General features: G+C 44.8%; 19 protein-coding genes and 1 tRNA gene. 5 read left to right on the forward strand and 15 right to left on the reverse strand.

The annotated features are described in order from the left end of the window. Positions 1 to 47 precede the first annotated feature (47 nt). Genes AB4585_RS04940 through AB4585_RS04950 form a run of 3 tightly spaced genes read right to left on the reverse strand, consistent with a single transcriptional unit; the run spans position 48 to position 3002 of the window. Positions 48 to 512 carry a GtrA family protein gene (locus AB4585_RS04940; RefSeq protein ID WP_372169390.1) on the reverse strand — a complete coding sequence of 155 codons (465 nt, stop codon included), beginning with the start codon at positions 510 to 512 and terminating at the stop codon, positions 48 to 50. Further along, positions 499 to 1986, reverse strand: coding sequence for an ArnT family glycosyltransferase (locus AB4585_RS04945; RefSeq protein ID WP_372169391.1), 1488 nt, complete (start codon positions 1984 to 1986; stop codon positions 499 to 501). The genes AB4585_RS04940 and AB4585_RS04945 overlap by 14 nt, the downstream gene beginning before the upstream one ends. Then, entirely contained in the window at positions 1983 to 3002 is a 1020-nt protein-coding gene (locus AB4585_RS04950; RefSeq protein ID WP_372169392.1) for a glycosyltransferase, read from the reverse strand. Before AB4585_RS04950 ends, AB4585_RS04945 begins: the two co-directional genes overlap by 4 nt. A gap of 125 nt (positions 3003 to 3127) precedes the next feature. Here AB4585_RS04950 and AB4585_RS04955 point away from each other — a divergent pair, with 125 nt between their 5' ends. The 4 genes from AB4585_RS04955 to AB4585_RS04970 all read left to right on the forward strand — a co-directional run bounded on the left by AB4585_RS04955 (position 3128) and on the right by AB4585_RS04970 (position 7123). Continuing rightward, complete coding sequence (locus tag AB4585_RS04955) at positions 3128 to 3805, forward strand: response regulator transcription factor (protein WP_372169393.1); 678 nt, start codon at positions 3128 to 3130, stop codon at positions 3803 to 3805. Continuing rightward, positions 3802 to 5100, forward strand: a complete 1299-nt coding sequence (locus tag AB4585_RS04960) for a sensor histidine kinase (RefSeq protein WP_372169394.1) — start codon at positions 3802 to 3804, stop codon at positions 5098 to 5100. The genes AB4585_RS04955 and AB4585_RS04960 overlap by 4 nt, the downstream gene beginning before the upstream one ends. Positions 5101 to 5227: 127 nt before the next feature. Continuing rightward, entirely contained in the window at positions 5228 to 6163 is a 936-nt protein-coding gene (locus tag AB4585_RS04965) for a pyridoxal-phosphate dependent enzyme (protein WP_372154671.1), read from the forward strand. A 222-nt stretch (positions 6164 to 6385) separates the two neighbouring features. Continuing rightward, complete coding sequence (locus AB4585_RS04970) at positions 6386 to 7123, forward strand: dienelactone hydrolase family protein (protein ID WP_372154670.1); 738 nt, start codon at positions 6386 to 6388, stop codon at positions 7121 to 7123. 75 nt (positions 7124 to 7198) lie between these two features. Here the strand turns inward: AB4585_RS04970 and AB4585_RS04975 are convergent, their stop codons facing one another. The 6 genes from AB4585_RS04975 to AB4585_RS05000 all read right to left on the reverse strand — a co-directional run bounded on the left by AB4585_RS04975 (position 7199) and on the right by AB4585_RS05000 (position 14815). After that, entirely contained in the window at positions 7199 to 8452 is a 1254-nt protein-coding gene (locus AB4585_RS04975) for a D-amino acid dehydrogenase (RefSeq protein ID WP_372169395.1), read from the reverse strand. A gap of 293 nt (positions 8453 to 8745) precedes the next feature. Beyond that, a complete protein-coding gene (locus AB4585_RS04980; RefSeq protein ID WP_372169396.1) occupies positions 8746 to 9672 on the reverse strand; it encodes a LysR family transcriptional regulator in 927 nt (308 codons plus the stop codon). A 251-nt stretch (positions 9673 to 9923) separates the two neighbouring features. Then, positions 9924 to 11138 carry a sodium/glutamate symporter gene (gene gltS / locus AB4585_RS04985; RefSeq protein WP_017062061.1) on the reverse strand — a complete coding sequence of 405 codons (1215 nt, stop codon included), beginning with the start codon at positions 11136 to 11138 and terminating at the stop codon, positions 9924 to 9926. A 254-nt stretch (positions 11139 to 11392) separates the two neighbouring features. Continuing rightward, positions 11393 to 11483: transfer RNA gene (locus AB4585_RS04990), tRNA-Ser, on the reverse strand. 180 nt (positions 11484 to 11663) lie between these two features. Next, positions 11664 to 12113: an L-alanine exporter AlaE gene (locus AB4585_RS04995; protein WP_017072260.1), complete on the reverse strand. Its 450-nt coding sequence runs from the start codon at positions 12111 to 12113 to the stop codon at positions 11664 to 11666. A gap of 248 nt (positions 12114 to 12361) precedes the next feature. Then, entirely contained in the window at positions 12362 to 14815 is a 2454-nt protein-coding gene (locus AB4585_RS05000) for an ATP-binding protein (protein WP_372169397.1), read from the reverse strand. A 171-nt stretch (positions 14816 to 14986) separates the two neighbouring features. Between AB4585_RS05000 and AB4585_RS05005 the strand changes: the two genes are divergently transcribed. Beyond that, a complete protein-coding gene (locus AB4585_RS05005) occupies positions 14987 to 15556 on the forward strand; it encodes a UPF0149 family protein (protein ID WP_017062064.1) in 570 nt (189 codons plus the stop codon). Positions 15557 to 15631: 75 nt separating this feature from the next. Here AB4585_RS05005 and AB4585_RS05010 read toward each other — a convergent pair whose 3' ends face one another. The 6 genes from AB4585_RS05010 to tolA form a co-directional block, all read right to left on the reverse strand. Next, positions 15632 to 16663 (reverse strand): potassium channel family protein, encoded by a 1032-nt coding sequence (locus AB4585_RS05010; RefSeq protein ID WP_017063519.1) that lies wholly within the window; start codon positions 16661 to 16663, stop codon positions 15632 to 15634. Between the two features lie 174 nt (positions 16664 to 16837). Further along, complete coding sequence (gene nadA / locus AB4585_RS05015) at positions 16838 to 17899, reverse strand: quinolinate synthase NadA (RefSeq protein ID WP_017062067.1); 1062 nt, start codon at positions 17897 to 17899, stop codon at positions 16838 to 16840. Positions 17900 to 18108: 209 nt separating this feature from the next. Continuing rightward, positions 18109 to 18891: a tol-pal system protein YbgF gene (gene ybgF / locus AB4585_RS05020; RefSeq protein WP_017072257.1), complete on the reverse strand. Its 783-nt coding sequence runs from the start codon at positions 18889 to 18891 to the stop codon at positions 18109 to 18111. 33 nt (positions 18892 to 18924) lie between these two features. After that, positions 18925 to 19467 carry a peptidoglycan-associated lipoprotein Pal gene (gene pal / locus AB4585_RS05025; protein ID WP_017062069.1) on the reverse strand — a complete coding sequence of 181 codons (543 nt, stop codon included), beginning with the start codon at positions 19465 to 19467 and terminating at the stop codon, positions 18925 to 18927. 113 nt (positions 19468 to 19580) lie between these two features. Beyond that, positions 19581 to 20933 (reverse strand): Tol-Pal system beta propeller repeat protein TolB, encoded by a 1353-nt coding sequence (gene tolB / locus AB4585_RS05030; RefSeq protein ID WP_017062070.1) that lies wholly within the window; start codon positions 20931 to 20933, stop codon positions 19581 to 19583. A gap of 12 nt (positions 20934 to 20945) precedes the next feature. After that, on the reverse strand, positions 20946 to 22013 hold the full coding sequence (gene tolA, locus AB4585_RS05035) for a cell envelope integrity protein TolA (protein ID WP_372169398.1): 1068 nt from the start codon (positions 22011 to 22013) through the stop codon (positions 20946 to 20948). Positions 22014 to 22015 lie beyond the last annotated feature (2 nt).

Consider the following 22015-nt stretch of genomic DNA (forward strand, 5'->3'; position numbering starts at 1 on the left):
AAGCGCAGCTATTTAGCTGCGCTTTTTTGTGTCTGTTACAAGATAGCCTAACGAGCAAACACCCAATACTGACTAAGCAAATAGTTACTGACCATGCCCACCAAGATGCCAACCGCCATTGCGATAAACACTGCCCCAGTAAATGCAGGCAGCAATTCAGTCATCAACTTAAAGCACAGCAAATTAGGTATCGCCGATAGTGATGCAGAGAACATGAACTTTTGCCATTGAATCAGCTTTTCGGACCAATTCCCCTGCCCTTTGAATTCAAAGGTCAACACTCGATTTCCAAACCAGGTTGTCGTTGCTGCAACGATGAAAGAGCCAATTCGAGCACTCATTAACGGCAGCCCAATAACGTAATGCAGCAACGCAAACACGGCACAATCGACAACAAAGCCACCCGACCCCACCATAGCGAATTTAATCATCTTATGATGAGGTTGTAGTTTTTGGTTTAGCACGTCGAACTTGTGGCTAAACAGTCTCGATGACGAGTTAAAATTGAACATCGCCATCACTTCGAATATGGCTCAACGATAGATTTGGTTTGATGTTTTGGCTATGACAACTAAATAGAGCGCGCTTGATCTTCACCGTCGGCTCTAAAATACAGGTCAACGCATTGTCTTTAATCTTGGTTTCCACTTCCGCTCTTTTACCAATCAGATAGAACTTGTCGATACCATCTAACTGCTTAACATCAAGTAGCTTTTTCGCTTGTCCATGACTGTAAAATTGCCCAGAGAACGGTCGTTTACCGATGTAAAAGCTCGGCGCTTCATCCGTAATCTGTTCGAAGATAATACGGTCACTTTTCTCATTCGCTTTGCCTAAGTTGAGGTAGACCATTGCAATCATTAGCAACACAGGTAGCACTAAAGCCACACTCGAGAACCACTTCTTATCTTTTTCTACTACAAGCATTGCCACCAACAAGCCAAGGGCAGGAATGCCTGGCAACACATAGGCAGGAAGAATGTTACCCGCCATGGTAAAAAGAATCAGAGGAGAGACCAACCAACACACGAGGAATGAAAACAATCCACTATGTTCAGCGTTAACTTCTGCGATTTTCTTACGACGGGCGAAAGCCAAAATAGGCAACACAATCGACCACGGTGCAGCCGCTTGAAGCCAAAACAACCAGATCATGCCTCTTGCTTGGTCATGGGCAGAACCGTATAAATCGCCCTCCCAGCCACTCACAACAAAACGCTTAAAGTGCTCGCCAACAATAAAGTAATCAATAAAACCCGGTGTTGCCATTTCAGCCATGATGTACCACGGCAAAGCAATCGCTAGCATCACGCCTAAGCCTGACAACAGTGGAAAGCGTTGCCATAACACTTTAAAAGCGCCAAAAAATCCATGTTGCAATACTAACCAAGGGAAAACGGCGATACCCATAATCACAATCGCTACCGGCCCTTTTGCCAGCAAGCCTAGTGCTAAGCCAATGAAAACGACATAGCCCCAAGACCGATTAGTCTTCGCGCTCCCTTCTCCCTTCGAACCCTCTCCTCCTAACCAACATAGGTAGAAACCTAACATGGCTATGGTCATCGCTAACGTTAATGCCATGTCAGTCATAACAGCACCCGCCGCGATAGAGAAAATCCCACATGTCGCCAATACCACGGCCGCCACCAAGGCACTTTGTCCGGTGCGCTTAGCCATGTACGCAACCAACAAAATCGTCGCAAAACCTGCTAACCAGTGTGGCGCACGCACAGCAAACTCACTCAAACCAAACAGCTCAATGCCAATCGCGCTCATCCAGGTAAACATCGGAGGCTTACCCCAGAAAGGGATGCCGTAATCAAATTGAGGGGTTAACCAATTGCCGGTTTCTACCATCAAGCGAGCCATCTCACCGTAGCGCGCTTCCGTAGTGTCCATTAAAGGGTATGTCGCCAGAGATAAGAGCCTTAGAACCAATGCAAAAGCCAACAAATACCATAGGTGCGTTCGGTTCAGGCTCATGCTGACTCCTCTAATTTAAAATGCGTTTTTAATGCAGGGGTATCGACCACCGATTGGATCAGATACAAAGGACGATTCTTGGTTTCGATGAAAATACGACCTATGTATTCCCCCATTAAACCAATACTCAGAAGTTGAATGCCGCCAAGGGCAAGTTGAACCACCATCATGGATGGGTAGCCAGTAATGGGCTCACCAAACATCATGGTTTTGAACACGATGAAGACGCCATACACAAAAGCGGTAAGCGCCACTAATCCACCAACGGCCGTCGCAATACGCAGTGGGCGGATAGAAAATGATGTGATGCCATCCATCGCCAATCCGATGAGTTTCAGGTAGTTCCATTTCGTCTCGCCACAGAAGCGAGCATCGCGCTTAAACTGAATCGTTGCTTGTCTAAAACCTGGCCATGAAAAGATGCCTTTCATGTAACGGTTACGTTCAGGAAGTTGATTGATATGATCGACAACCTCTCGGCTTAACAGTCGGAAATCACCCACATTTTCTGGAACATCGATCTTCGCCGCCACGTTCATGACTTTGTAAAAGCTTGCGGCTGAAAACTTCTTAAACCACGTTTCACCATCACGTTGTCTACGCTGCATATTGACGACGTCATAACCTTCGCGCCATTTGGCAATCATTTGAGGAATCAGCTCGGGTGGATCTTGCAGATCGGCATCGAGCAAGATCACCGCTTGTCCCCGGCAGTGCTCGAGGCCAGCACTCATCGCGGACTCTTTACCAAAGTTACGGCTTAAACCGATCACAGAAATTGAGCTATTGATTGAAGTGAATGAACTCACCAAATCCAAGCTGTTGTCTTTGCTACCATCATCGACATAAACGATTTCACTAGTGATGGGTAAGCTATCCAGCACCTTGGTTAGGCGAGAATGAAACTCTTCTAACACCTCTTGTTCATCGTAAAAAGGCACAATGATAGACAAAGAGACCGCAGGATTGATCTGCGATGTAGATATCTTAGGGCGGCTAATATGAAGTTCAGACATAATACGTTCTTCTATTTTTTAATCTGAAGCCAATCTACCCTCCCATAAGTGAAAGTTATGTTATTGACATATTTTTCACGCTCACTCAGGATAATGTTACTGTCTATTTCTGTATGAGAATCAAAATGAAACGAGTTCTATTAGTCGAAGATAACCGTGAAATTGCAGGTGTCTTGTTTGATTATTTTGAGTGTATTGGCATGGAACTCGATTACGCAGACAACGGTGAACTTGGCCTACAACTCGCGTTGGAAAACTCATTTGATATCATCATATTGGATCTAATGTTACCGAGAATGGACGGCCTAACGGTTTGTAATAAACTGCGAGACCAAGGTAACGCGACACCTATTTTGATGCTGACCGCCTTAGATAGCCGAGAAGATATGCTGAAAGGCTTTGAACACGGTGCCGATGATTACCTCACCAAGCCATTTGATTTGGATATTCTAGAAGCAAGAATGAACGCGTTAGTCCGTCGTTACCGCGGAAAAGTCGCCTCTTCAAAACTTCAGTTCGATGAACTCACCATCGACCAAAAAACCCGTAAAGCTTACCGCCAAGATAAACTACTAGCGCTCAACCCAACCACTTACACCATCCTTGAGATGTTGTGCCAAAAAGCACCAGAAGTGGTTACTCGCGAAGATATTTCCTACAAACTCTGGGAAGAAGACGAACCCAACAATGACGTGTTGCGCAGTCACATCTATCAATTACGTAACCAACTCGACAAGCCGTTTGATACTCAGATGTTGATTACCGTCCCTAAAGTTGGATTCCGTCTGGAGTCATCGAATTGATTTTAAATGTTCTCACGAGCACCAAAACCCTAACCGGCCGCTTAGCGGTTTTCTTTGGGTTAATGGCCGTGATTGTATCGGCCTTTGTCTATTTAGTCTTTGTTGCCGCACTCTACATGTCAGAAGATCGCGTCGGTGAAAGACGCATCCTGATCGACCGTAACTATGCGGTTGGTTTATTCCAAGCAGGGGAAAGCAGTACGTTAAGAATTGATGACCTGACAATCGCCTACAATGATCTTTCATTGATACCTGCCGAATACCTCAAATACATTAAAGGCAAAGAAAGCTTTGTTGGCGAGGTAGGTGAAGAACCTAACTCTCGCATGGTGTATGTTGGTGAGTATTCTGATAAAGGTCAAACCCACCCAATCGTTCTGCTTTCCGAGATCGACCGCGTCGAGTTTGAGATTTACGAACTGGTTTATGCGACTACCTTTGTACTAACATTACTCTCTATTCTAATTTTTAGCTTTGGTGCTCTGCTCTATCGATTATCTAAACGACTGATTGAACCCTTCAATTCTATTTCCGAACAATTGGAATCCAATAAGCTCAACCTCAATGAAGAATTTAGTGTCAATGACGACGCCGCAGTTGAGTTTCGTCAGCTCACAGATCAACTCAATCAGTACCGAAGAGAAATCAATTCCTTACTCAAACGTGAACAAGCCTTTGCTCGCTACTCAAGTCATGAACTAAGAACACCGTTAACGGTCGCTCGTGGCGCAAATAAATTACTGCTAAGAAGCGAAACCACCGAGTTTCAATCTCGCCAGATTGAGCGCATTGATGAAGCCATTGTTCAGATGTCAGAGATGGTCGATGCCCTACTCGGCCTCGTGCGTTACGAAAGAAACAGTGACGATGCGCCACTGCGATTGTTTAGCCAACAAGAGTTAGAGACTATCGTCTCAAAAAACTCAGCACAGGCGGATGAGAAAGACGTCGACATCTCCATGTACGTTCAATCAGAACCCACAATTCAGGCCACCAGCGCGATAATGAATATGTTGGTCGGAAACTTGTTGAGAAATGCCATTGCAGCGACCAATAGTGGCACCGTAACGGTCACTCTGTCCCAAGAGAGTGTTGTGATTGAAGATCAAGGCGAAGGCCTACAAGAACAGTACAATCCGAATGGGCATGGGTTAGGTTTATTGATTGTCGAGGACTTATGTCAACGCTTCCAATGGGGCTTTGAATTGGTCAATCGCAGTTGTGGTGGATGTACCGCTAAAATCACCTTTCAAACCGATCTATCCTCATCAATCCCAGAGCAAATGAATTCGTAGTTCACGGCTCAATATCGAACGAAAACTTGATTTAGTTGGTTTACAGCGGTCCCTAGCTACTAGATACTCGCTAGTCCTATTTGAACTATAAATGCTGGCTCTTGAGTCAGCATTTTGTCTAAGTGCGATGAAACTAAATAATAGCCCTGTAACTCAACATCAATACAACGACCACACCTTTTTCTTAAAGCGTGACGATCAGCTTCATTCCCACTTTTGCGGCAACAAAGCCAGAAAGTTCATGAAGCTACTGGAAGACGAGCACCCAGAGACCACAACCTTGATCAGCTATGGCTCTGCGCAGGCTAACTCTCTGTTCTCGCTAGCCGCACTTGCAAAAATCAAAGGTTGGACGCTTGAGTTTTACGTTGATCACCTACCTCGATGGCTACAAGAACGCCCACTCGGCAACTACCGTGGCGCTATCGATCTCGGGGCTGAGGTTATTTCAGTCAAAGAAACAGGCTCTGAGCTTCATCCACAAGAGTATATTGAGCAAGTAAGACAACCTGACTCACACTGCATTGTGTTACCCGAGGGTGGCCGCTCTCAGCTTGCTGAGTATGGTGTTAAGCAATTGGCAATAGAAATACTGAGCTGGACTCGCTTCGAAAACCAACACGATTTTGTGATCGCACTCCCCGCAGGGACTGGCAGTACTGCGCTGTACCTTCATAAGCATTTAAAAATGCACAACATCCCAGTGTTAACCTGTGCTTGTGTTGGTGGCAGTGACTATTTAACGCAGCAATTCAATGAGCTTGGCGAAAGTGAACATCCGCAGATATTACCGCTTAAAGCCAAACACCACTTTGGAAAATTGTATCAACAGGATTATCAAACTTGGTTGGCTCTACAAGAACAAACTGATATTGAATTCGACCTGCTCTACGACCCATTAATGTGGCAATGCTTAGAACAATGGCAAGAAGATAACCCAACCAAAACTGTCATCTATATCCATCAAGGTGGTATCTTAGGTAATGAGTCGATGTTGCCGCGCTATCAACGTAAGTACCCAGAACTTCGAAGTAGTCACACCGCTGATAACGCTACTTGGTAGTAATCCGTTCTTTTCTACTCTAATGCCCCGCGTTTCTGCGAACTGAGAATTTCTCAGCGCATCATGAACAGCCATCGCACTCCCTTTCGATGGCTGTTTATCAGTAATAGCCACCTGCTATCCCTGCCAGACATTTCAAGTTAGAGACAGAAATCTGGCGAGAATCATCGCGTTATCTATACTTTCGATTGGAACGTCAATTGTCATCGAAAGGAATTACGCATGCGAAAACTCACTACACTCGGCCTGTTTTCAGTTTTACTGCCCTTCTCTGCGATATCAGGAGAAAACGTCACTTACCAAGTCGATGGGATGGATTACGAAGGTTATTGGAGTGAGGCCAGTGACCAAGCACCTTTAGTACTGCTAATACACGATTGGGATGGCTTAACCGATTACGAAAAGAAACGTTCTGAGATGCTCAACGAACTCGGTTACAACGTGTTCGCCATCGACCTATTTGGTAAAGGCATTCGCCCAACCGAAGTGAAAGACAAAAAACAACACACAGGTGAACTGTACAAAGACAGAGAGAAAATGCGTGCGCTACTCAACGCAGGAGCCATGGAAGCGAAAAGACTTGGCGGCAACTTAGATAACAACGTAATAATGGGATACTGCTTTGGTGGAGCTGCTGTATTGGAAGCTGCTCGTGCGGGAATTCCTTCGAAGGCTTACGTAACCTTCCATGGCGGTTTATCAACACCAAAAGGTCAAGACTACTCGCAGACTAAAGCTCCCGTAGTCGTGTTCCACGGCACGGCTGATGCCATGATTTCAATGCACGACTTTGGAAGCCTCGCCGCTCAACTTGAATCAACCAAAGTTCCGCATGAGATGATCACTTATAGTGGTGCGCCACACGCCTTCACAGTATTCGGATCGAATAACTATCAACATGAAGCTGACCAAAAATCGTGGGAACGATTCACTCATGTGTTAGAAACCACCACCCGATAAGCCGCGACACTCAAACCAAATTAGCCCATGCTTAATAAACATGGGCTAATTCGTATGACCAAGGATTTGGATGAACTACATGTAACGATGGATGCTCAAGTCGTCTGCTTTTATATCGCAATCAGAGCCACTGACCACGCTTGCCAAGATCTTTCCTGAGCCACATGCCATTGTCCAACCTAATGTCCCATGTCCAGTATTTGTAAATAGGTTCTTGATAGGCGTCTTACCGATAATAGGCGTACCATCCGGAGTCATCGGTCTTAACCCTGTCCAGTATTCTGCCTTAGAGAAATCCCCCGCCTGTGGGAAAAGATCTTTTATCACCATATCAATCGTGGCTTTACGTTTTTCAGGAATAAGATAATTGAAGCCAGCAAGCTCTGCCGTCCCTGCAATACGAATTCGGTCATCGAAACGAGTCATCGCTACCTTGTAGGTTTCATCCATTACTGTAGAGGTCGGCGACTTATCTGCACTCACGATCGGAAGTGTTAACGAATACCCTTTGACTGGATAAACCGGGATTGATAAATCCACTTGCTTGAGCAGCTCACGAGAGTAGCTTCCCGAAGCTACCACATAAGCGTCCGCTTTGAATTCACCTTGAGTTGTCGTAATGCTCTTTATGGTTTGGTTCTGATGATTCAAACTTACCACTTCAGTATCAAACACGAACCTAACACCAAGTTGCTTGGCCTTCTCAGTCAGCGCTAAACAGAACTGATGACAATCACCGGTTTCATCATTAGGTAAGTATAAGCCGCCCACCAGCTTGTCTTTAACATCCGCTAAACCCGACTCCACTGACAGACACTGTTGAACATCAAACAGTGAGTGTTTGATTCCACTCTCTGTTAATAGCTTCATATCCTGCTGAATAGCATCGAGTTGCTTCTCGCTTCGGAATACTTGCAAGGTGCCTTTCTGCCTGCCCTCATAAGCCAAATCTTCACTGGTTCTTAGATGAGTGAGACACTCTCGACTGAAGTTTGCCACTCTTAACATGCGTGACTTATTCACGGCGTACTTGGCATCATTACAGTTGGCTAGCATCTTAGTCGCCCAAGTAACTAATTCCGGAGAAAGTGACGGTTTCACTTTTAAGGGAGCGTGCTCTTGGGTAAGCCATTTCATTACTTTCAACGGAACCCCAGGCGCTGCCCATGGTGAAGAATAGCCGTAAGAAATCTGCCCTGCATTCGCGAAGCTGGTTTCCTTACCACTACTATCTTGACGATCAATAACCGTCACCGAGTGGCCCTCTTTCGCCAGATACCAAGCACTGGTCAAGCCAATCACACCGCTGCCAATTACAATTACTTCCATTCTCTTCCCCTACGCCCGACCAAATCTGCCGAGCATTACTGCCTGTTTCAAACTACCTTCGTTAATAATTTGTAACTTATTCATCGAACGTTGACTCAACAATGCATATTGTGTTGATAAAAAGTCAATTTGGTCGTAAATCCGGAGAATGAGTTTAGAAGTGTGATGTTGAAGGGCTTCAGAGCAAAAGACATTGCGTGGCCCCAAAGGGTAACGACACCCAATAAATAAGTTCATTGGCAGTAATAAGTCGAGCCAAGAGTAGATTCTGCGTTACGCCAACCCTGATCTATTTAGATATTGTGAGCATCATGACTTAAGAATGTGGCGTTCTCGATGAGAAAGTCTAAAAAGGTTTCGGCTTGCAATGACAGTGCTCGGCCTTTAAGAGATTGAACTTTCACCGTCGCTTTAGAGAAGGTGTCTAACTCAGTTGCAACCACTTCAATTTGTCCCGATTTGATCTCATCAAGCACAGTGAGCTTAGGCATAAAGGTCACGCCTAGGCCCGCCGAAACAAAGTTAGTTAGCGCGGTAACAGAATTAGTTTGAAGCTTAGGTTGCAAAGTGAGATGAGAGTTTTGTTCGGCCTGCTTTACGAGCCTCCCCATACCTGTCGAGTTGTCGATCAAAGCAATAGAAGCCTCTCTAACACCTTGCAGTGTCACTGGTGCTTGTTGGGTCGTTAATACGTGTCCTTTTGGAGCGATAAGCTCTAGAGGGTGGCTACGCTCGACGTGTGAATACAGTTTAGGGTGAGGTGCAGAGGCATAGGTAATCGCGAAATCGATTTGTTGATCTTCCAACATTTTCACGGCATCCAACGCACCTGCAATTTCAATCGATAAATTGATATCAGGGTATCGAGCCATGAAGGTCTGCATCGGTTTAGAGACCAAGTTTGTGATGAACCCTTCCCCAATCGCGATGCTAACATTACCGCCCTTGAGGTTTTTAAGCTTGGTTAGTCGAGCAAGCACTGCCGCCTCTCCACGAACAATGGAGCGATAGTAGTTCAACAGTTCGTTCCCCGCCTCAGTCAGCAGAGATTGGCGGTTGTTGCGCTCCCATACTTTCATTTCCGCTTGCGCTTCTAACTGTGTCAGCATTCGACTCATCGCGGCAGGGTCAACGTTCATCATCTTAGATGCCTTACGTAACGACCTGTATTTTGATAACGCGTTTAAGTACTCGAGAGCACGGATATTAAAGTGGTGCATTCAACTTCCTTGTAATTCAACTGACACTTAATCAAGCGTCTCACAAATTTGCTGCGAACATATATCCCAATTTATCAAGATCGTAATTGCTCTTACTAACTTGTGCACCGAGTCACTTCAAGACATCACATCAAAGGCTGATATACGTGTTTTAGCTTGCTGTCGATAAAACAAAGGCGACAACTTTCGTCATCGCCTTTGTGGTCATTATCCCGATGTAAACCTCAAGCAGTCAATAACCGGTCACTTCACTACAGACCAACAAAGAAACTGATCACCAATGCGTTGATCAAATCAACAAAGAAACCACATACTAATGGCACCACAATGAATGCTTGTGGGCTTGCGCCATATCGATGAGTTACTGCGGTCATGTTCACAATTGCTGTTGCGGTCGAGCCTAGAGTGATACCACCGAAGCCTGAACATATCACCACAGAATCGTAGTTTCTTCCCATCAAGTAATAAACGACAAACACAGTAAACAACAGGGAAAGCAAGATCTGGATACTCATGACAACAGAGATATAGCCAAACAGTCCATCGAGATCCCAGATACGCAACCCCATCAATGCCATGGTCAAGAACATGCCTAAACAAATATCAGAGATCATCGCTAAGCCTTTGCGGCCTTGAGCGATTTTCTCTTGTGTACGACGTTTCTTAAACAGTGCGCGACCAACGTTTCCGATTAGGATACCTGCGATCAAACAGCTAACGAATAACGGCAGTTTTAGGCCCATCGAGTCGATAACTTCACTCAAGCTGTAACCCAGCATTAGTGTTAAGTTAAGAATCAACCACGCCCACAGAACGCCGTAGTGGCTAAGCTCTGTTTTTGTTTCACTCTCTTGGAATGCACCAACCGTAACCTCTTCTTCATTAGAAGGGCTTACTTTGTGTTTATTGAGCAGGTAGTTCGCAATCGGACCACCAATCACACACGCTGCAATTAAACCAACCGTGTTTGAAGCGACACCAAGTTCGAGCGCGTTAGCAATACCAAACTCTTCCACAAACATTGGCGCCCAAGCTAACGTTGTGCCTACGCCGCCTATCAAGCTAACAGACCCAGATAGCAAGCCTGCTTTCGCATCCATTCCAAAGCCAGAAGCGACTGCCATTCCGACTACGTTTTGCAACACGATAAAAATGGCAGCAAGACACAGTAGGATGAACAACGGTCGCCCGCCTTTAATCAGTGTTTTAATATCCGCTTGGAGCCCGATGCCAGCAAAAAAGTAGAGAAGCAAAAAGTCTCTGACATCTAGGCTAAAAGTGATTTGGATTTCAAAAATATAGTAAAGCGCCGCTACGGTCGCTGCGCAGACAAAGCCACCAATCACAGGCTCTGGCAGTGAATACTTTCTTAATACTTCAGATCGCTCGATCAAACCTTTACCGATAAACAGTAATGAAATCGCGATCGTAAAAGAGAGCATTGGAGAAACTAGGGTTTCTGTCATGAGGTTATGGATTCCTAATAGTTAGATTATTCATAATATTGCGTACTATTAATAATCTAGATTCAGGCCAAAAAATCAAGCGATTATCGATGATAAAAACATCTAATATGGTTAATTCTGCGACGGTATTAATAGAGATTATAACTATAAAGCAATGATTAAAGGAACGGATATTAGGGAGGTATACAGATGAGGTGGGATATAGAGGCTCAAAAACGAGAAAACCCCAGCATTTCTGCTAGGGTTTTGAATAGTGGTGGAAGGATGGGGATTTGAACCCCAGATACGCTATAAACGTATACTCGCTTTCCAGGCGAGCGCCTTAAGCCACTCAGCCATCCTTCCACAAATTGTGTGTTGAGCATGTCACTCAACGAGGCGCTACTTTATTGATTCTGCTTGCTTTGGTCAAGGGGCATTCTCAAAAAAAGTGCCTTTTTCGGTTTGTTCGATTACAAATTAACTCATTAGATCAAAAACAAACCAAATTTCATTCTTTCGCTGCACTTACGCTTGTTGCTTTTCTTAAGCTTGTTGATAGTAGCCAGGAACTCGAAACCATTTACGACACATATCGAGGAAGTAGCCGTAAAGTACGCCCATACCGCACGAGATAACTGCATTACTGGTGACAGCCGTAACGATCTGGTCGCCTGAAGCACCCACTGCCAACAAAATACCCGCATACACTGGAGACTGGAATAACACGTATGCCATCAAATCAGACAAGTTTTTCATCAATGAGCTTTCTGAAAGTTTTGCACCATTGCGTAAGAACCAATCACGAAAAACGCCATAAGGCCAAGCGATAGCAATGTTTATAGGAATAGATAACGTTCGAGAAGCAAGAGATTGCTCAAACGTCATACCAGAAATAAACACTTCTACGATCATGCCAGAAATAAAACAGAAAACGACCATAGCAAATGTATCCGCAGCTGCGTTTCGAATACAAAATGGACCACGAGACTTCATTGACGACAAACCTAAAATATATCACTGCTTAATTAGTGATTTAGTAACATATAAACAAGGCACATTTGCACCTCACCAGATAATGTCGCTATTAAATCACAAGATTAGTAGTCATACACTCCAAATTAAAAATCAAGTTGTAAATTAACAACCAAAAACCACTTTAAAAGCAGTCACTTTCACCAAAAAATCCAACCAAGGTCAAATATTGGACAGTTCGTCATTTACTTACCGTAATTAAACAACATTTAAGCCATAGGTAGATTTACAGTAATGATATTAATGACATCTTGTGTAGGTGGTGATCCTAAAGCAACCTGCTCTAACGCTTTATCGACTTGTTCAGTAAGTTCCGAGTTGTTCATAGCTTCAACGTGGACACGTAGGCTCTCTAGTGCAAATTGAATCAGTTCTAGGTTGTTGTCTTCTAGCGCCACATACAACGTCACTAACAGCTCTTCAGTGTTATCTTTGTTGCGAAGATCAGGTTTAGGCAGTGACTCGCTTTTACTTTTCGAATCGTGTGGTTTTACGTCTTGGCTTTCGAGCTCATCCGCTTTTACTTCATGGTATTGATAAAGCTTATTTGAATAGCGGAACAAGGCATCATCCAGTTCACGCTCGTCAATCGGCTTAGCAATAATATAATCCACACCTGCCCCCAACATACGCTCACGAGTCTCTTTAAAGACATCAGCCGTACAACCAAACACCAATACCGATGACACATCGCCTATCAAAGCACGAATAGCAGTGGTTGATTCAACGCCATCCATCACAGGCATATGGTTATCCATGAGCACCAAATCAAAGCGCTCAGCAACCACGGCTTGTATCGCAAGTTCACCGTTTTCGACGCTCTTACAGGTAAAGCCTTTACTGCTCATGAAGGCTTCAATGATCACCGTGTTAGTTCGGTTGTCCTCGACGATCAGTACCTTTAAGCCAGAGTAGTCCAACTTCTTATGTGGCAAACTCTCGATTTCTCCTGGCTGACATGGCTGAATCTTCAAGCGAACATCAAAACTCGTGCCTATCCCTTCTTCACTGGTGACGGTAATACTGCCATCCATCAACTGGGCAATTTTCTTCACAATCGCGAGGCCAAGGCCAGTACCGCCAAAACGCCTTGTGGTCGAAGACTCCGCTTGTTCAAACGGTTTAAAAATACGCTTCTGAGCTTCTTTAGAAATACCAATTCCGGTATCACGAACTCGAATGCTCAGATAGGTGTCACTCCCCTCTACAACTTCTTTCAGGTACACCTCAACAAAGCCTCTGGAGGTGAACTTCACCGCGTTGTTCAATAGATTAAACAAAATTTGGCGAAGGCGAGCTTTATCTGAGAAGTACCAACGACCCGAAGTCACCTCAGAGTACACTTTGAATTGAAGCCCTTTCTCGGAAGACAATGTGTAGTAAACACTGTTAATACTGCCGATGATCGAATCAAGCGGGAAACGCGTTTCATCAAGATCCAACCTGCCCTGCTCGATCTTCGAGAAGTCTAAGATCTCGTTGAGTAGAGTCATCATATGATCGCCGGACTCATACAAGCTCTTAAGATGCTTCTCTTGTTCAGAATTTAGAGGCGTTTTTAATAGGATTTGAGCGGTACCCAATACCCCATTCATCGGAGTGCGAATTTCATGTGACAAGGTCGCAAGGAAAGCGGTTTTTGCATTGGTGGATGCCTGAGCTTTAACCTTTTCCGCTTCGAGATAAATGGTCTTTTCGTTGAAGGTTTTAATCAAATGGCCGATTTCGTCATCACTCGAGTAATCCACATCAATGATTTCGCCGGCTTTCGAACTATCAACCTGTGCTGCAATCCTTGTGATTGGACTAATCAAATAACGGTTCAATAAGTAATACCCCGCCATGACACAAAGTAGCAATAGCGGAACAATACCGCCTTCAATGCTCATCACCTGACGAAACACTTCGTCTTCTACTCGTGATTTGGAGTTCACCACATCCACTTGCCAGCCGAAATCACCAAATTGATTGCTACTGATGTAAATGCCTTCAACGAGATTAAAGTTATGCGAAACCAACACTTGGTTAAGCTTATCTCTGAGCGTAATGCCAAGGTTGTATTCTTCGGCGTGGTTCTTGATAAAACCAAGCAGCTCTTCGAGCGAGAGATCCACCGTGGCAACACCGGCAAAAGTACCGTCGTAATAATAAGGGGAAGACGCCGTAATCATTCGAACGTGTGTGTATGGATCGATATACACATCGCTCCAAGAGATCGTGCCTTGTTTTTGGTTGACGACAGAGGTGTACCAATACTCTTCTTGATAAGGGGCATTTTGGGGGTTGTTGTAAGAATATATCTGGTCGATTATTCCATCGTCGGCTTTATTAAAAAAGTAACTGTTGAGAAGCTTTTTAGAATCAAGCGCATAAGGTTCGGGCCAAATACCGGCACTGACAATCGTATCGTCGCTCGCCGCCAACATGGACTTAAAGAGCGGAATAACATCATCACCGTTACGATGCGCTTGAGCAAACCCAACGAGACTGTCTACGAAGCCTCGAGAACTACTGAGTGGCTCTGTAATCAATGCGGATAACAGTTGCGTACGCAAGTCGAGGTTTTGTTGTAATTTGGCGCGCACAGGGGATTCTACGACGTAATACGTCACACTACCGACAATGGCAATAAACATCGCAAGGTATAATCCAAGCGCTACCATGCTTTTTTTCTTTAAAGACGACCGTATCTGCATAATTCTTTTATTGTTTTCTTTTCTGTTAAACCTAGTGTTTATCATCCATGACATCAAGCCTTTTTAGATTGAAGCTTGATTGGCACAAGTTCATTGGTACTATAAGCGCAAATATGTTCCCTTTTACGGTACCTCACTTTGACTTTACAAGATATTCTTGCGCTTCCAGAGTTGGAAGGAAAGCTAATCACAGAACACAAAACAATGGGCTTTGTCACTGCAATGGCAGCGGCACCGAATGTGTTAACCCCGCATGAGTGGCTACCGTTCTTATGGGGTGGCGAAGAAGTCGCACCTTTTACGGATGGTGAACAGCTAGAAAGCTACATTGAAGTTATCATCGAGCTTTGGAATAAAACCCGCCCAGAACTGATTGAAGGGACTTGGGTTTGGCCTGAAGCTTGTCAATTAGACGACGAAGAAGTGGTGAACACTGCCGCTCGTGATTTTTGTGAAGGCTTGCTTCAAGGCTGGCAGATTGCTCGCGACGATTGGGAAACACTAATGCCTGAAGAGAGCGAAGATAACGCACTCGTTGGCGGTGTCCTGCTGTCACTGAGCATGCTTTACGATCCAGAAACGTCAATTGCTACGCTTGCAGAGCAAGGCATTGAAGGCCTAGAGCAGTTCGAAGAGATCTTTAACGCTGTTCCTGTGATGCTTTGCGGACTAACGCAGCGTGGCATTGCACTGGCTGAAGCTCAATAACAGTTAGCTTTATACAAGCCAAAAGGCCTCATTATGAGGCCTTTTTTAGTTTTCAGACGAAATAAAATAGTCGCTTTAGAAGCCTTTCCAATCGAAGTCATCAATTCGCTCATCAGCAATATAAAACAGCTTAGTGCCACTGCTGACCACTTGATCTAACTCTGGGTTGAGTTCAATACCGCTCCCCGTATCAATGGCGATCAGAGTTGCTTGATACTTCTCTTTAAACACTGAGAAAATAGGCGCGACGGTGACAGACTCAGCGTCTTCAGGGAAATACGTTGAATACTGTGTCATGCCTCTTGTTGAGCTCAATAATTCTTGGTGAAGCGCACTGGAACCTGGGTCTACCGCAGCCTTTGCTAGCATCTCAGCACCCACCGCTGGAATACATTCTGAGTTAGGGCAATGCTTGTGTAACAAATCGCTCAGCGCTTCATCTTTAAAGTAAACAAGAAGGTGCGCTTTAGGGTTTCGGTTGGCACAGTAAAGCGCCGCAGATAACGTAATGTCGTCTTCTGGGTTATCAATCAGGATGCAACTTGCAGACTCAATGCCCGTTTTCTCCATCTCTTTGCCATCGGTGTAGCTGTTTACTTTGACGAAATTGATTTCACCGGGTAACGGGTTCTCGATATCTGAACGCGTACATAGCACGATTGGTCGTTTACCCGTTTCTTCGTGTTGTAGCATGCGGATGAGATGAATGGTTCTTTGCTCATTCCACCCCAACATCAAAATGTGGTTGTCCACTCTAACTCTCCTTTTTCCTAGCAAGCCCGCTCGCCAATATTCAACACCTTCTGTCGCCACTTTACCGAGCAACGCGGCAAAAAGGCTCAACCCGCCTGGAATCACAAATAGAATAACGATCCACTGCCCCGCTACCGTGGTCGGTGATAAATCACCATAACCAACCGTAGAAGCCGTCACCACCAAGTAGTAAGCGAATACGGTAACCGAACTGGTTAAATCTGTTTCACCCGCCAAATACAGCATCGACCACGATAAAGCGATGTAGCCAAGAAAAGTGAACAGTAAGTTTTTGCCATTCAAAACAAAGATGTTTGCTTTGATCCAGCGTTTGAGTTGTAACCAGATTATCATTCGAGCCTCTAATCTTTTCCTCTTACTTACATGCTAGAAAAAATACGCAATATCAACAAGATGTATCATCAGAAAAAGATACATGACCACAAGATTGATATTGGCGGCCTATACGCAGATACAAAAAAACCAGCACTATTGGCTGGTTTTTTATTGGTTAGATAAAAGAACGACTTACGCGTTACCTTTTACCTGCACATTTAACTGCTCTGCAAAATCTAGCATGCGGTTCAATGGAATAAGAGACTTCACGCGTAATTCGTCAGAAACGAAGATTTCGTGTTGCTCACCACCATTCTCAAGCGCGTTTTCAATCGCTTCAAGGCCGTTCATTGCCATCCAAGGACAGTGTGCGCAGCTACGACACGTTGCACCAGCACCCGCTGTCGGCGCTTCAATCAGCTCTTTTTCAGGAACCAATTGCTGCATCTTGAAGAAGATGCCTTTGTCTGTCGCAACAATCATCTGTGGATGAGGCAGCTCTTTTGCTTTCTTGATCAGTTGGCTTGTTGAGCCTACAGCATCAGCCAGTTCAACCACGCTTGCTGGTGATTCTGGGTGAACCAAGATAGCCGCTTCTGGGTATACCGATTTCATTTTCTTCAAAGCATCAGCTGAGAACTCATCATGAACGATACACTCACCTTGCCAAAGCAACATGTCAGCGCCAGTTTGATTTGCGATGTAAGAACCTAGGTGACGGTCTGGCCCCCAAATAATGGGTTTGCCTTCAGCGTCTAGGCTTTCAACGATTTCTAAAGCGATGCTCGACGTAACTACCCAGTCTGCACGAGCTTTAACAGCTGCAGAGGTGTTCGCGTATACAACCACAGTGTGGTCAGGGTGAGCATCACAAAATTCTGTAAATTTGTCAGCTGGGCAGCCAAGATCAAGCGAACATTCAGCTTCAAGTGTTGGCATTAAAATGCGTTTTTCAGGAGTAAGAATCTTTGCAGACTCACCCATGAAACGAACACCAGCGATGATCAAAGTGCTTGCTGAGTGACGGTTACCGAACTTAGCCATCTCTAATGAATCGCCAACGAAACCACCAGTTTCTTCTGCCAGAGCCTGAATTTCAGGATCGGTGTAGTAGTGTGCAATTAGAACTGCATCTTTTTCTTGAAGTAGTTTTTTGATGTTTGCGATGTGGGCCTGTTTCTGAGCGTCGCTCAATGGAACTGGCTTAGGCGGAAACGGGTAAACTGTATCGATTTTATCTAGTATATGACTCATTGCTCTTGCTCTACGCAACTTCTTCCGAGAATCCGAGTATTCTACACAGGACAGCGATTGGGATCAAAAAGGATTGGTTGCAAGCGGTGACTAGCTAATGCTTAAAACGCATAAACAAGGCGATGTGTTGTCATCACTAGCAAGAGAAGTAAACACTAAACGGAAGTGAACAGGTATAAAAAAGAGGCGCCTAAGCACCCCTATTTTGGTTATAAGTGGGTTTTGGCCACTTTAGCCGAAGCACTGTTTGGGTGCTCGGTTACGACTTGTTGGTAATATTTCTTAGCTTGCGTCGCGTTGTTGTTGCGCGCTGCTATGTCACCAAGCTTAACCAGTGCATCTGCTCGCTTGTTTGAGTCTTTGTACGACACAACAGCAGCGAAGCTCTTCACGGCTTCTTTATCTTGCTTCTTAGCGAAATAAAGCTGACCTAACCAGTAATGTGAGTTAGGTGTGAAGGTAGAATCTGGGAAGTCTTTTTGAAACTTTTGGAATGCAGCGATAGCACCCGTGTAGTCTCGTTGCTTTAGAATCATATCTACAGCATTTTGATAAGCAGTTTGCTCATCCACATCAGTACTGAACGTACCAGAAGCGTCTTTAGAGCCTTCGCTCGCCGCCACTGCTACCGTTGCTGTTCCTGCTGCTTTCACCTCGCCTCTTACGCGATCCAGTTCAATGAACAGTTCACGCTGACGCTCTAGCATTTGCTTCATATCGTAGCTGTTTCGTTCCAGCTCACCACGAAGTTCACTGATCTCCAGTGCCATGTCGTCGATTTGCTGTTGCATTTGAAGCTGAACGAGATTGCGATTTTGAAGCAGGCGCTCTAAACGCTCAATATCTGATTCGTTAGATGCTGATCGAGAGGAAGATGATGAATTGGTTGCGGTGCTATTGAGATCGGATACTGGAGCTGGTGCAGCGAACGCGGTGTTCGCTGCACTTGCCAGTAACGAAAGCAAAATGACTCGCTTTGTGTTACTGAACATGAGGCAATTCCTCAATTATATAGTCTACTAAAATTAGTAAACTAGTACTGCGCGACGGTTTTTAGCGTACACATCTTCAGATTGACCTAGAAGAAGTGGCTTCTCTTCACCGTAGCTTACGATAGAGATTTGGTCAGCTTGAACACCTAGAGCTTGTAGGTATTTCGCTACAGCTTGTGCACGACGCTCGCCAAGTGCGATGTTGTACTCAGGAGTACCGCGCTCATCAGCGTGACCTTCGATAGTAACGTTCATGTCAACGTTCTTAACTAGGTATGCTGCGTGAGCTGCTAGCATTTCTTCGTAATCGCCAGCGATAGTAGAGTTATCGAATGCGAAGTAGATTGTTTGAGTTTCACGTAGCGCTTGCTCTTTAAGCTCTTGCTCAGACAGTTGACCGTTAGCGTCAATTGGCGTTACAACAGTTGTGTCTACATTGCCTTCTGAACCTGAAGTTGTTTGGTTGCTTTCAGTACCAGATGTTGCAGATGTTGCTTCATCAGTTGAGCTACATGCCGTTACTGCCATCACTGGTAGTGCAATCATCAAGCCTTTAAGAACTTTGTTAAGTTGCATCTTTTTTTCCTTACGTTATCAAACTTAGTTTCTACAGCGACTAAGAGTGCTATAGATAGTTAAATGCCACAATAGTTAACACTATCAATAGCTAAAAGAATATGTAATTTTCCCTAGAGGAACGGTGACCATGCAGGCGCTCTTACGCGTCCGTTAGTTGCCGGTAATCTAGCTTTAAAACGTCCATCGATAGAAACCATCGATAGTACATTTGTTTTGTTGTAAATAGAGCTATAGATAACCATACCTCCATTCGGTGCAATACTTGGAGACTCATCTAACAATGTTTTTGTTAGTACCTGAACCGCACCGGTTTCCAAATCTTGCTTAGCCAAGTTAAAACCTGAGTTGCTGCGATTCACCATGATCATGAATCGACCATCAGGAGTGATCTGGCCACCTAAGTTTTGGCTACCTTGCCAAGTAATACGAGAAGTCGAATTATTGGACAAATTTACATTATAAATCTGTGGTTTACCACCACGATCCGATGTGAAAATAAGAGACTTGCCATCTGGGTGCCAGAATGGTTCAGTATTATTCGAACGGCCGCGGGTAATTTGAGTCAGCTTACGGCTAGCAAGGTCAAGTGTGTACACCTGAAGGCTGCCCGTTTTCGACAATACCAATGCCAATGTTTTACCATCTGGCGAGAATCTTGGCGCACCATTGTGACGAGGGTATGACGTCACTTTCTCACGTTCACCCGTGTAAATATTCATGATGAATATTTCAGCTTGGCCATTCTGGAAGCTCACATAAGCTAGCTTTTTGCCGTCTGGTGACCATGCTGGAGACATGAGAGGCTGCTTAGAACGAAGTACTAAACGCTCGTTAAAGCCATCGTAGTCAGCAACACGAAGTTGATACGGGTACTTGTCTTTATCGTTCACTACCACGTAAGAGATACGAGTTAAGAACGCGCCTTTCTCACCAGTTAGCTCTTCATACACTAGGTCTGAGATACGGTGTGCGTACTCTCTCAAGCGATTACCAGGAACCGTAGCCTTCTTATTGAATAGAACGTGATCTTTAGAAAGCACTAATTGGCCTTCATCACTCAGCGCACGACTTTGTCCTTTGGTCAGTTGACCACGAACAATGTCGATCAATTGGTAATTCACCACATACTGCCCTTCGGCATTTTTAGTGATACTACCGGTAAGCAATGAGTCAACACCTAGGTTAGTCCAAGCATCAAAGTTAACCTCAGTTTCGCTGTAAGGCGTTTGAGGCATTTTGCTTGTCGCAACTGGGCTGAATTTACCACTGCGCTGTAAGTCAGAAGCGATAACCGCTGATACATCGTGTGGCAATGGCTCTGAGCCTTCCCAACGGAAAGGTACAATAGCGATAGGTCTTGCAGAGTTAATACCGTCTGTAATAACCAGCTCCAGCGCTGCATGTGCAAACTGGCTGCTTGTAGCTATTAAGAAAACAAAACTCAGTAATAGTTTCTTTAACACAAGTTCGTCCTTTTACTCTGGTGATACAGTTAAGTTAATGTCTTTCAGTGAGTTCACAATGTCTGGGTCTTTAGGCAACGGGTAAGATTGTACTTGTGCCACCGCACGCTTGGTTGCTGCACATAAACGGCTATCGCCATCTAAGATACTCAAACTACCCAATATCGCGTTAGAGCCCGTTGGAATCAGCTTAAGGTTCACTCGACATGAGCGTCCTCGATAGCTGTCTTCTAACAACAGGTTCTGTTGAATAAGTTGGGTATAGATAGCCCCGTAACGTTGCGCTTCATCAGTGATAAATTGTTGTCTTGCTGAAGAGTTTTGAGTCGCTTCCGTTTCAAGCCCAGCAAAGATATCGTTCAATGCGGCTTCTTGTTGTTTACGCTCTTTTTCTGCTTTTGCTGCAGCTTCTTTTGCCTTACGGGCTTTCTCTGCTGCGGCTGCCGCTTCTTTCTCTTTCGCTATGCGTTGCTTTTCCGCGAGTTCAGCGGCTTCTTTCTCTTTACGAGCTTTGTCTGCTGCCTCTTTCGCTGCTTTTTCTTTTGCCACGCGTTCTTGTTCAGCTTTTGCGATTGCCGCTTCTTTGGCTTTACGCTCGTTCTCGGCTTTCACTAACGCAGCTTCTTTTAGCTTACGGTCAGCTTCGGCTTTAGCGGCTTTCTTTTGCTCTTGCTGTAAACGCGCTTCTTCAGCTTTGCGTTTCTTCTCGTTCTCGACACGTCGCTTTTCAGCCTCTCGAGCGGCTTTTGCATCCTTCGCTTGTTGTTCTTTTAGCTTGCGAATATTTTCTTCTTCAGCTTTACGATTCTTTTCAAGTCGTTCGCTTTCACGTCTTAGTTTGTCAAGACGCTCTTGCTCTTTCTTGCTTGCCGCTTCTCTTTGTTGACGAATCTGTTGAGCTTGCTGGCGAACCAACTGAGGATCAATCACCACTGCTTGAACCATCTGCCCTGTAGGCTTTGGCTCTGACATCGTGAAATCCGCCCCCCAAATGAGCGCAACGAATAAAATGACGTGCAGCCCAAGAGAAATAAGAAGCGGTGATCTGAAATTATTGGATTTTTTATTATTCGCTTTCATGA

This window comes from Vibrio sp. 10N.222.49.C9 (genome assembly GCF_041474985.1).
Lineage (GTDB): Bacteria > Pseudomonadota > Gammaproteobacteria > Enterobacterales > Vibrionaceae > Vibrio > Vibrio crassostreae_C.

Excerpts from the sequence above, each read along its gene's own strand:
- AB4585_RS04940 (WP_372169390.1), bottom strand. The coding sequence starts at position 512 with ATGTTCAATTTTAACTCGTCATCGAGACTGTTTAGCCACAAGTTCGAC.
- AB4585_RS04945 (WP_372169391.1), bottom strand. The coding sequence starts at position 1,986 with ATGAGCCTGAACCGAACGCACCTATGGTATTTGTTGGCTTTTGCATTG.
- AB4585_RS04950 (WP_372169392.1), bottom strand. The coding sequence starts at position 3,002 with ATGTCTGAACTTCATATTAGCCGCCCTAAGATATCTACATCGCAGATC.
- AB4585_RS04955 (WP_372169393.1), top strand. The coding sequence starts at position 3,128 with ATGAAACGAGTTCTATTAGTCGAAGATAACCGTGAAATTGCAGGTGTC.
- AB4585_RS04965 (WP_372154671.1), top strand. The coding sequence starts at position 5,228 with ATGAAACTAAATAATAGCCCTGTAACTCAACATCAATACAACGACCAC.
- AB4585_RS04970 (WP_372154670.1), top strand. The coding sequence starts at position 6,386 with ATGCGAAAACTCACTACACTCGGCCTGTTTTCAGTTTTACTGCCCTTC.
- AB4585_RS04975 (WP_372169395.1), bottom strand. The coding sequence starts at position 8,452 with ATGGAAGTAATTGTAATTGGCAGCGGTGTGATTGGCTTGACCAGTGCT.
- AB4585_RS04980 (WP_372169396.1), bottom strand. The coding sequence starts at position 9,672 with ATGCACCACTTTAATATCCGTGCTCTCGAGTACTTAAACGCGTTATCA.
- gltS (WP_017062061.1), bottom strand. The coding sequence starts at position 11,138 with ATGACAGAAACCCTAGTTTCTCCAATGCTCTCTTTTACGATCGCGATT.
- AB4585_RS04995 (WP_017072260.1), bottom strand. The coding sequence starts at position 12,113 with ATGAAGTCTCGTGGTCCATTTTGTATTCGAAACGCAGCTGCGGATACA.
- AB4585_RS05000 (WP_372169397.1), bottom strand. The coding sequence starts at position 14,815 with ATGGTAGCGCTTGGATTATACCTTGCGATGTTTATTGCCATTGTCGGT.
- AB4585_RS05010 (WP_017063519.1), bottom strand. The coding sequence starts at position 16,663 with ATGATAATCTGGTTACAACTCAAACGCTGGATCAAAGCAAACATCTTT.
- nadA (WP_017062067.1), bottom strand. The coding sequence starts at position 17,899 with ATGAGTCATATACTAGATAAAATCGATACAGTTTACCCGTTTCCGCCT.
- ybgF (WP_017072257.1), bottom strand. The coding sequence starts at position 18,891 with ATGTTCAGTAACACAAAGCGAGTCATTTTGCTTTCGTTACTGGCAAGT.
- pal (WP_017062069.1), bottom strand. The coding sequence starts at position 19,467 with ATGCAACTTAACAAAGTTCTTAAAGGCTTGATGATTGCACTACCAGTG.
- tolA (WP_372169398.1), bottom strand. The coding sequence starts at position 22,013 with ATGAAAGCGAATAATAAAAAATCCAATAATTTCAGATCACCGCTTCTT.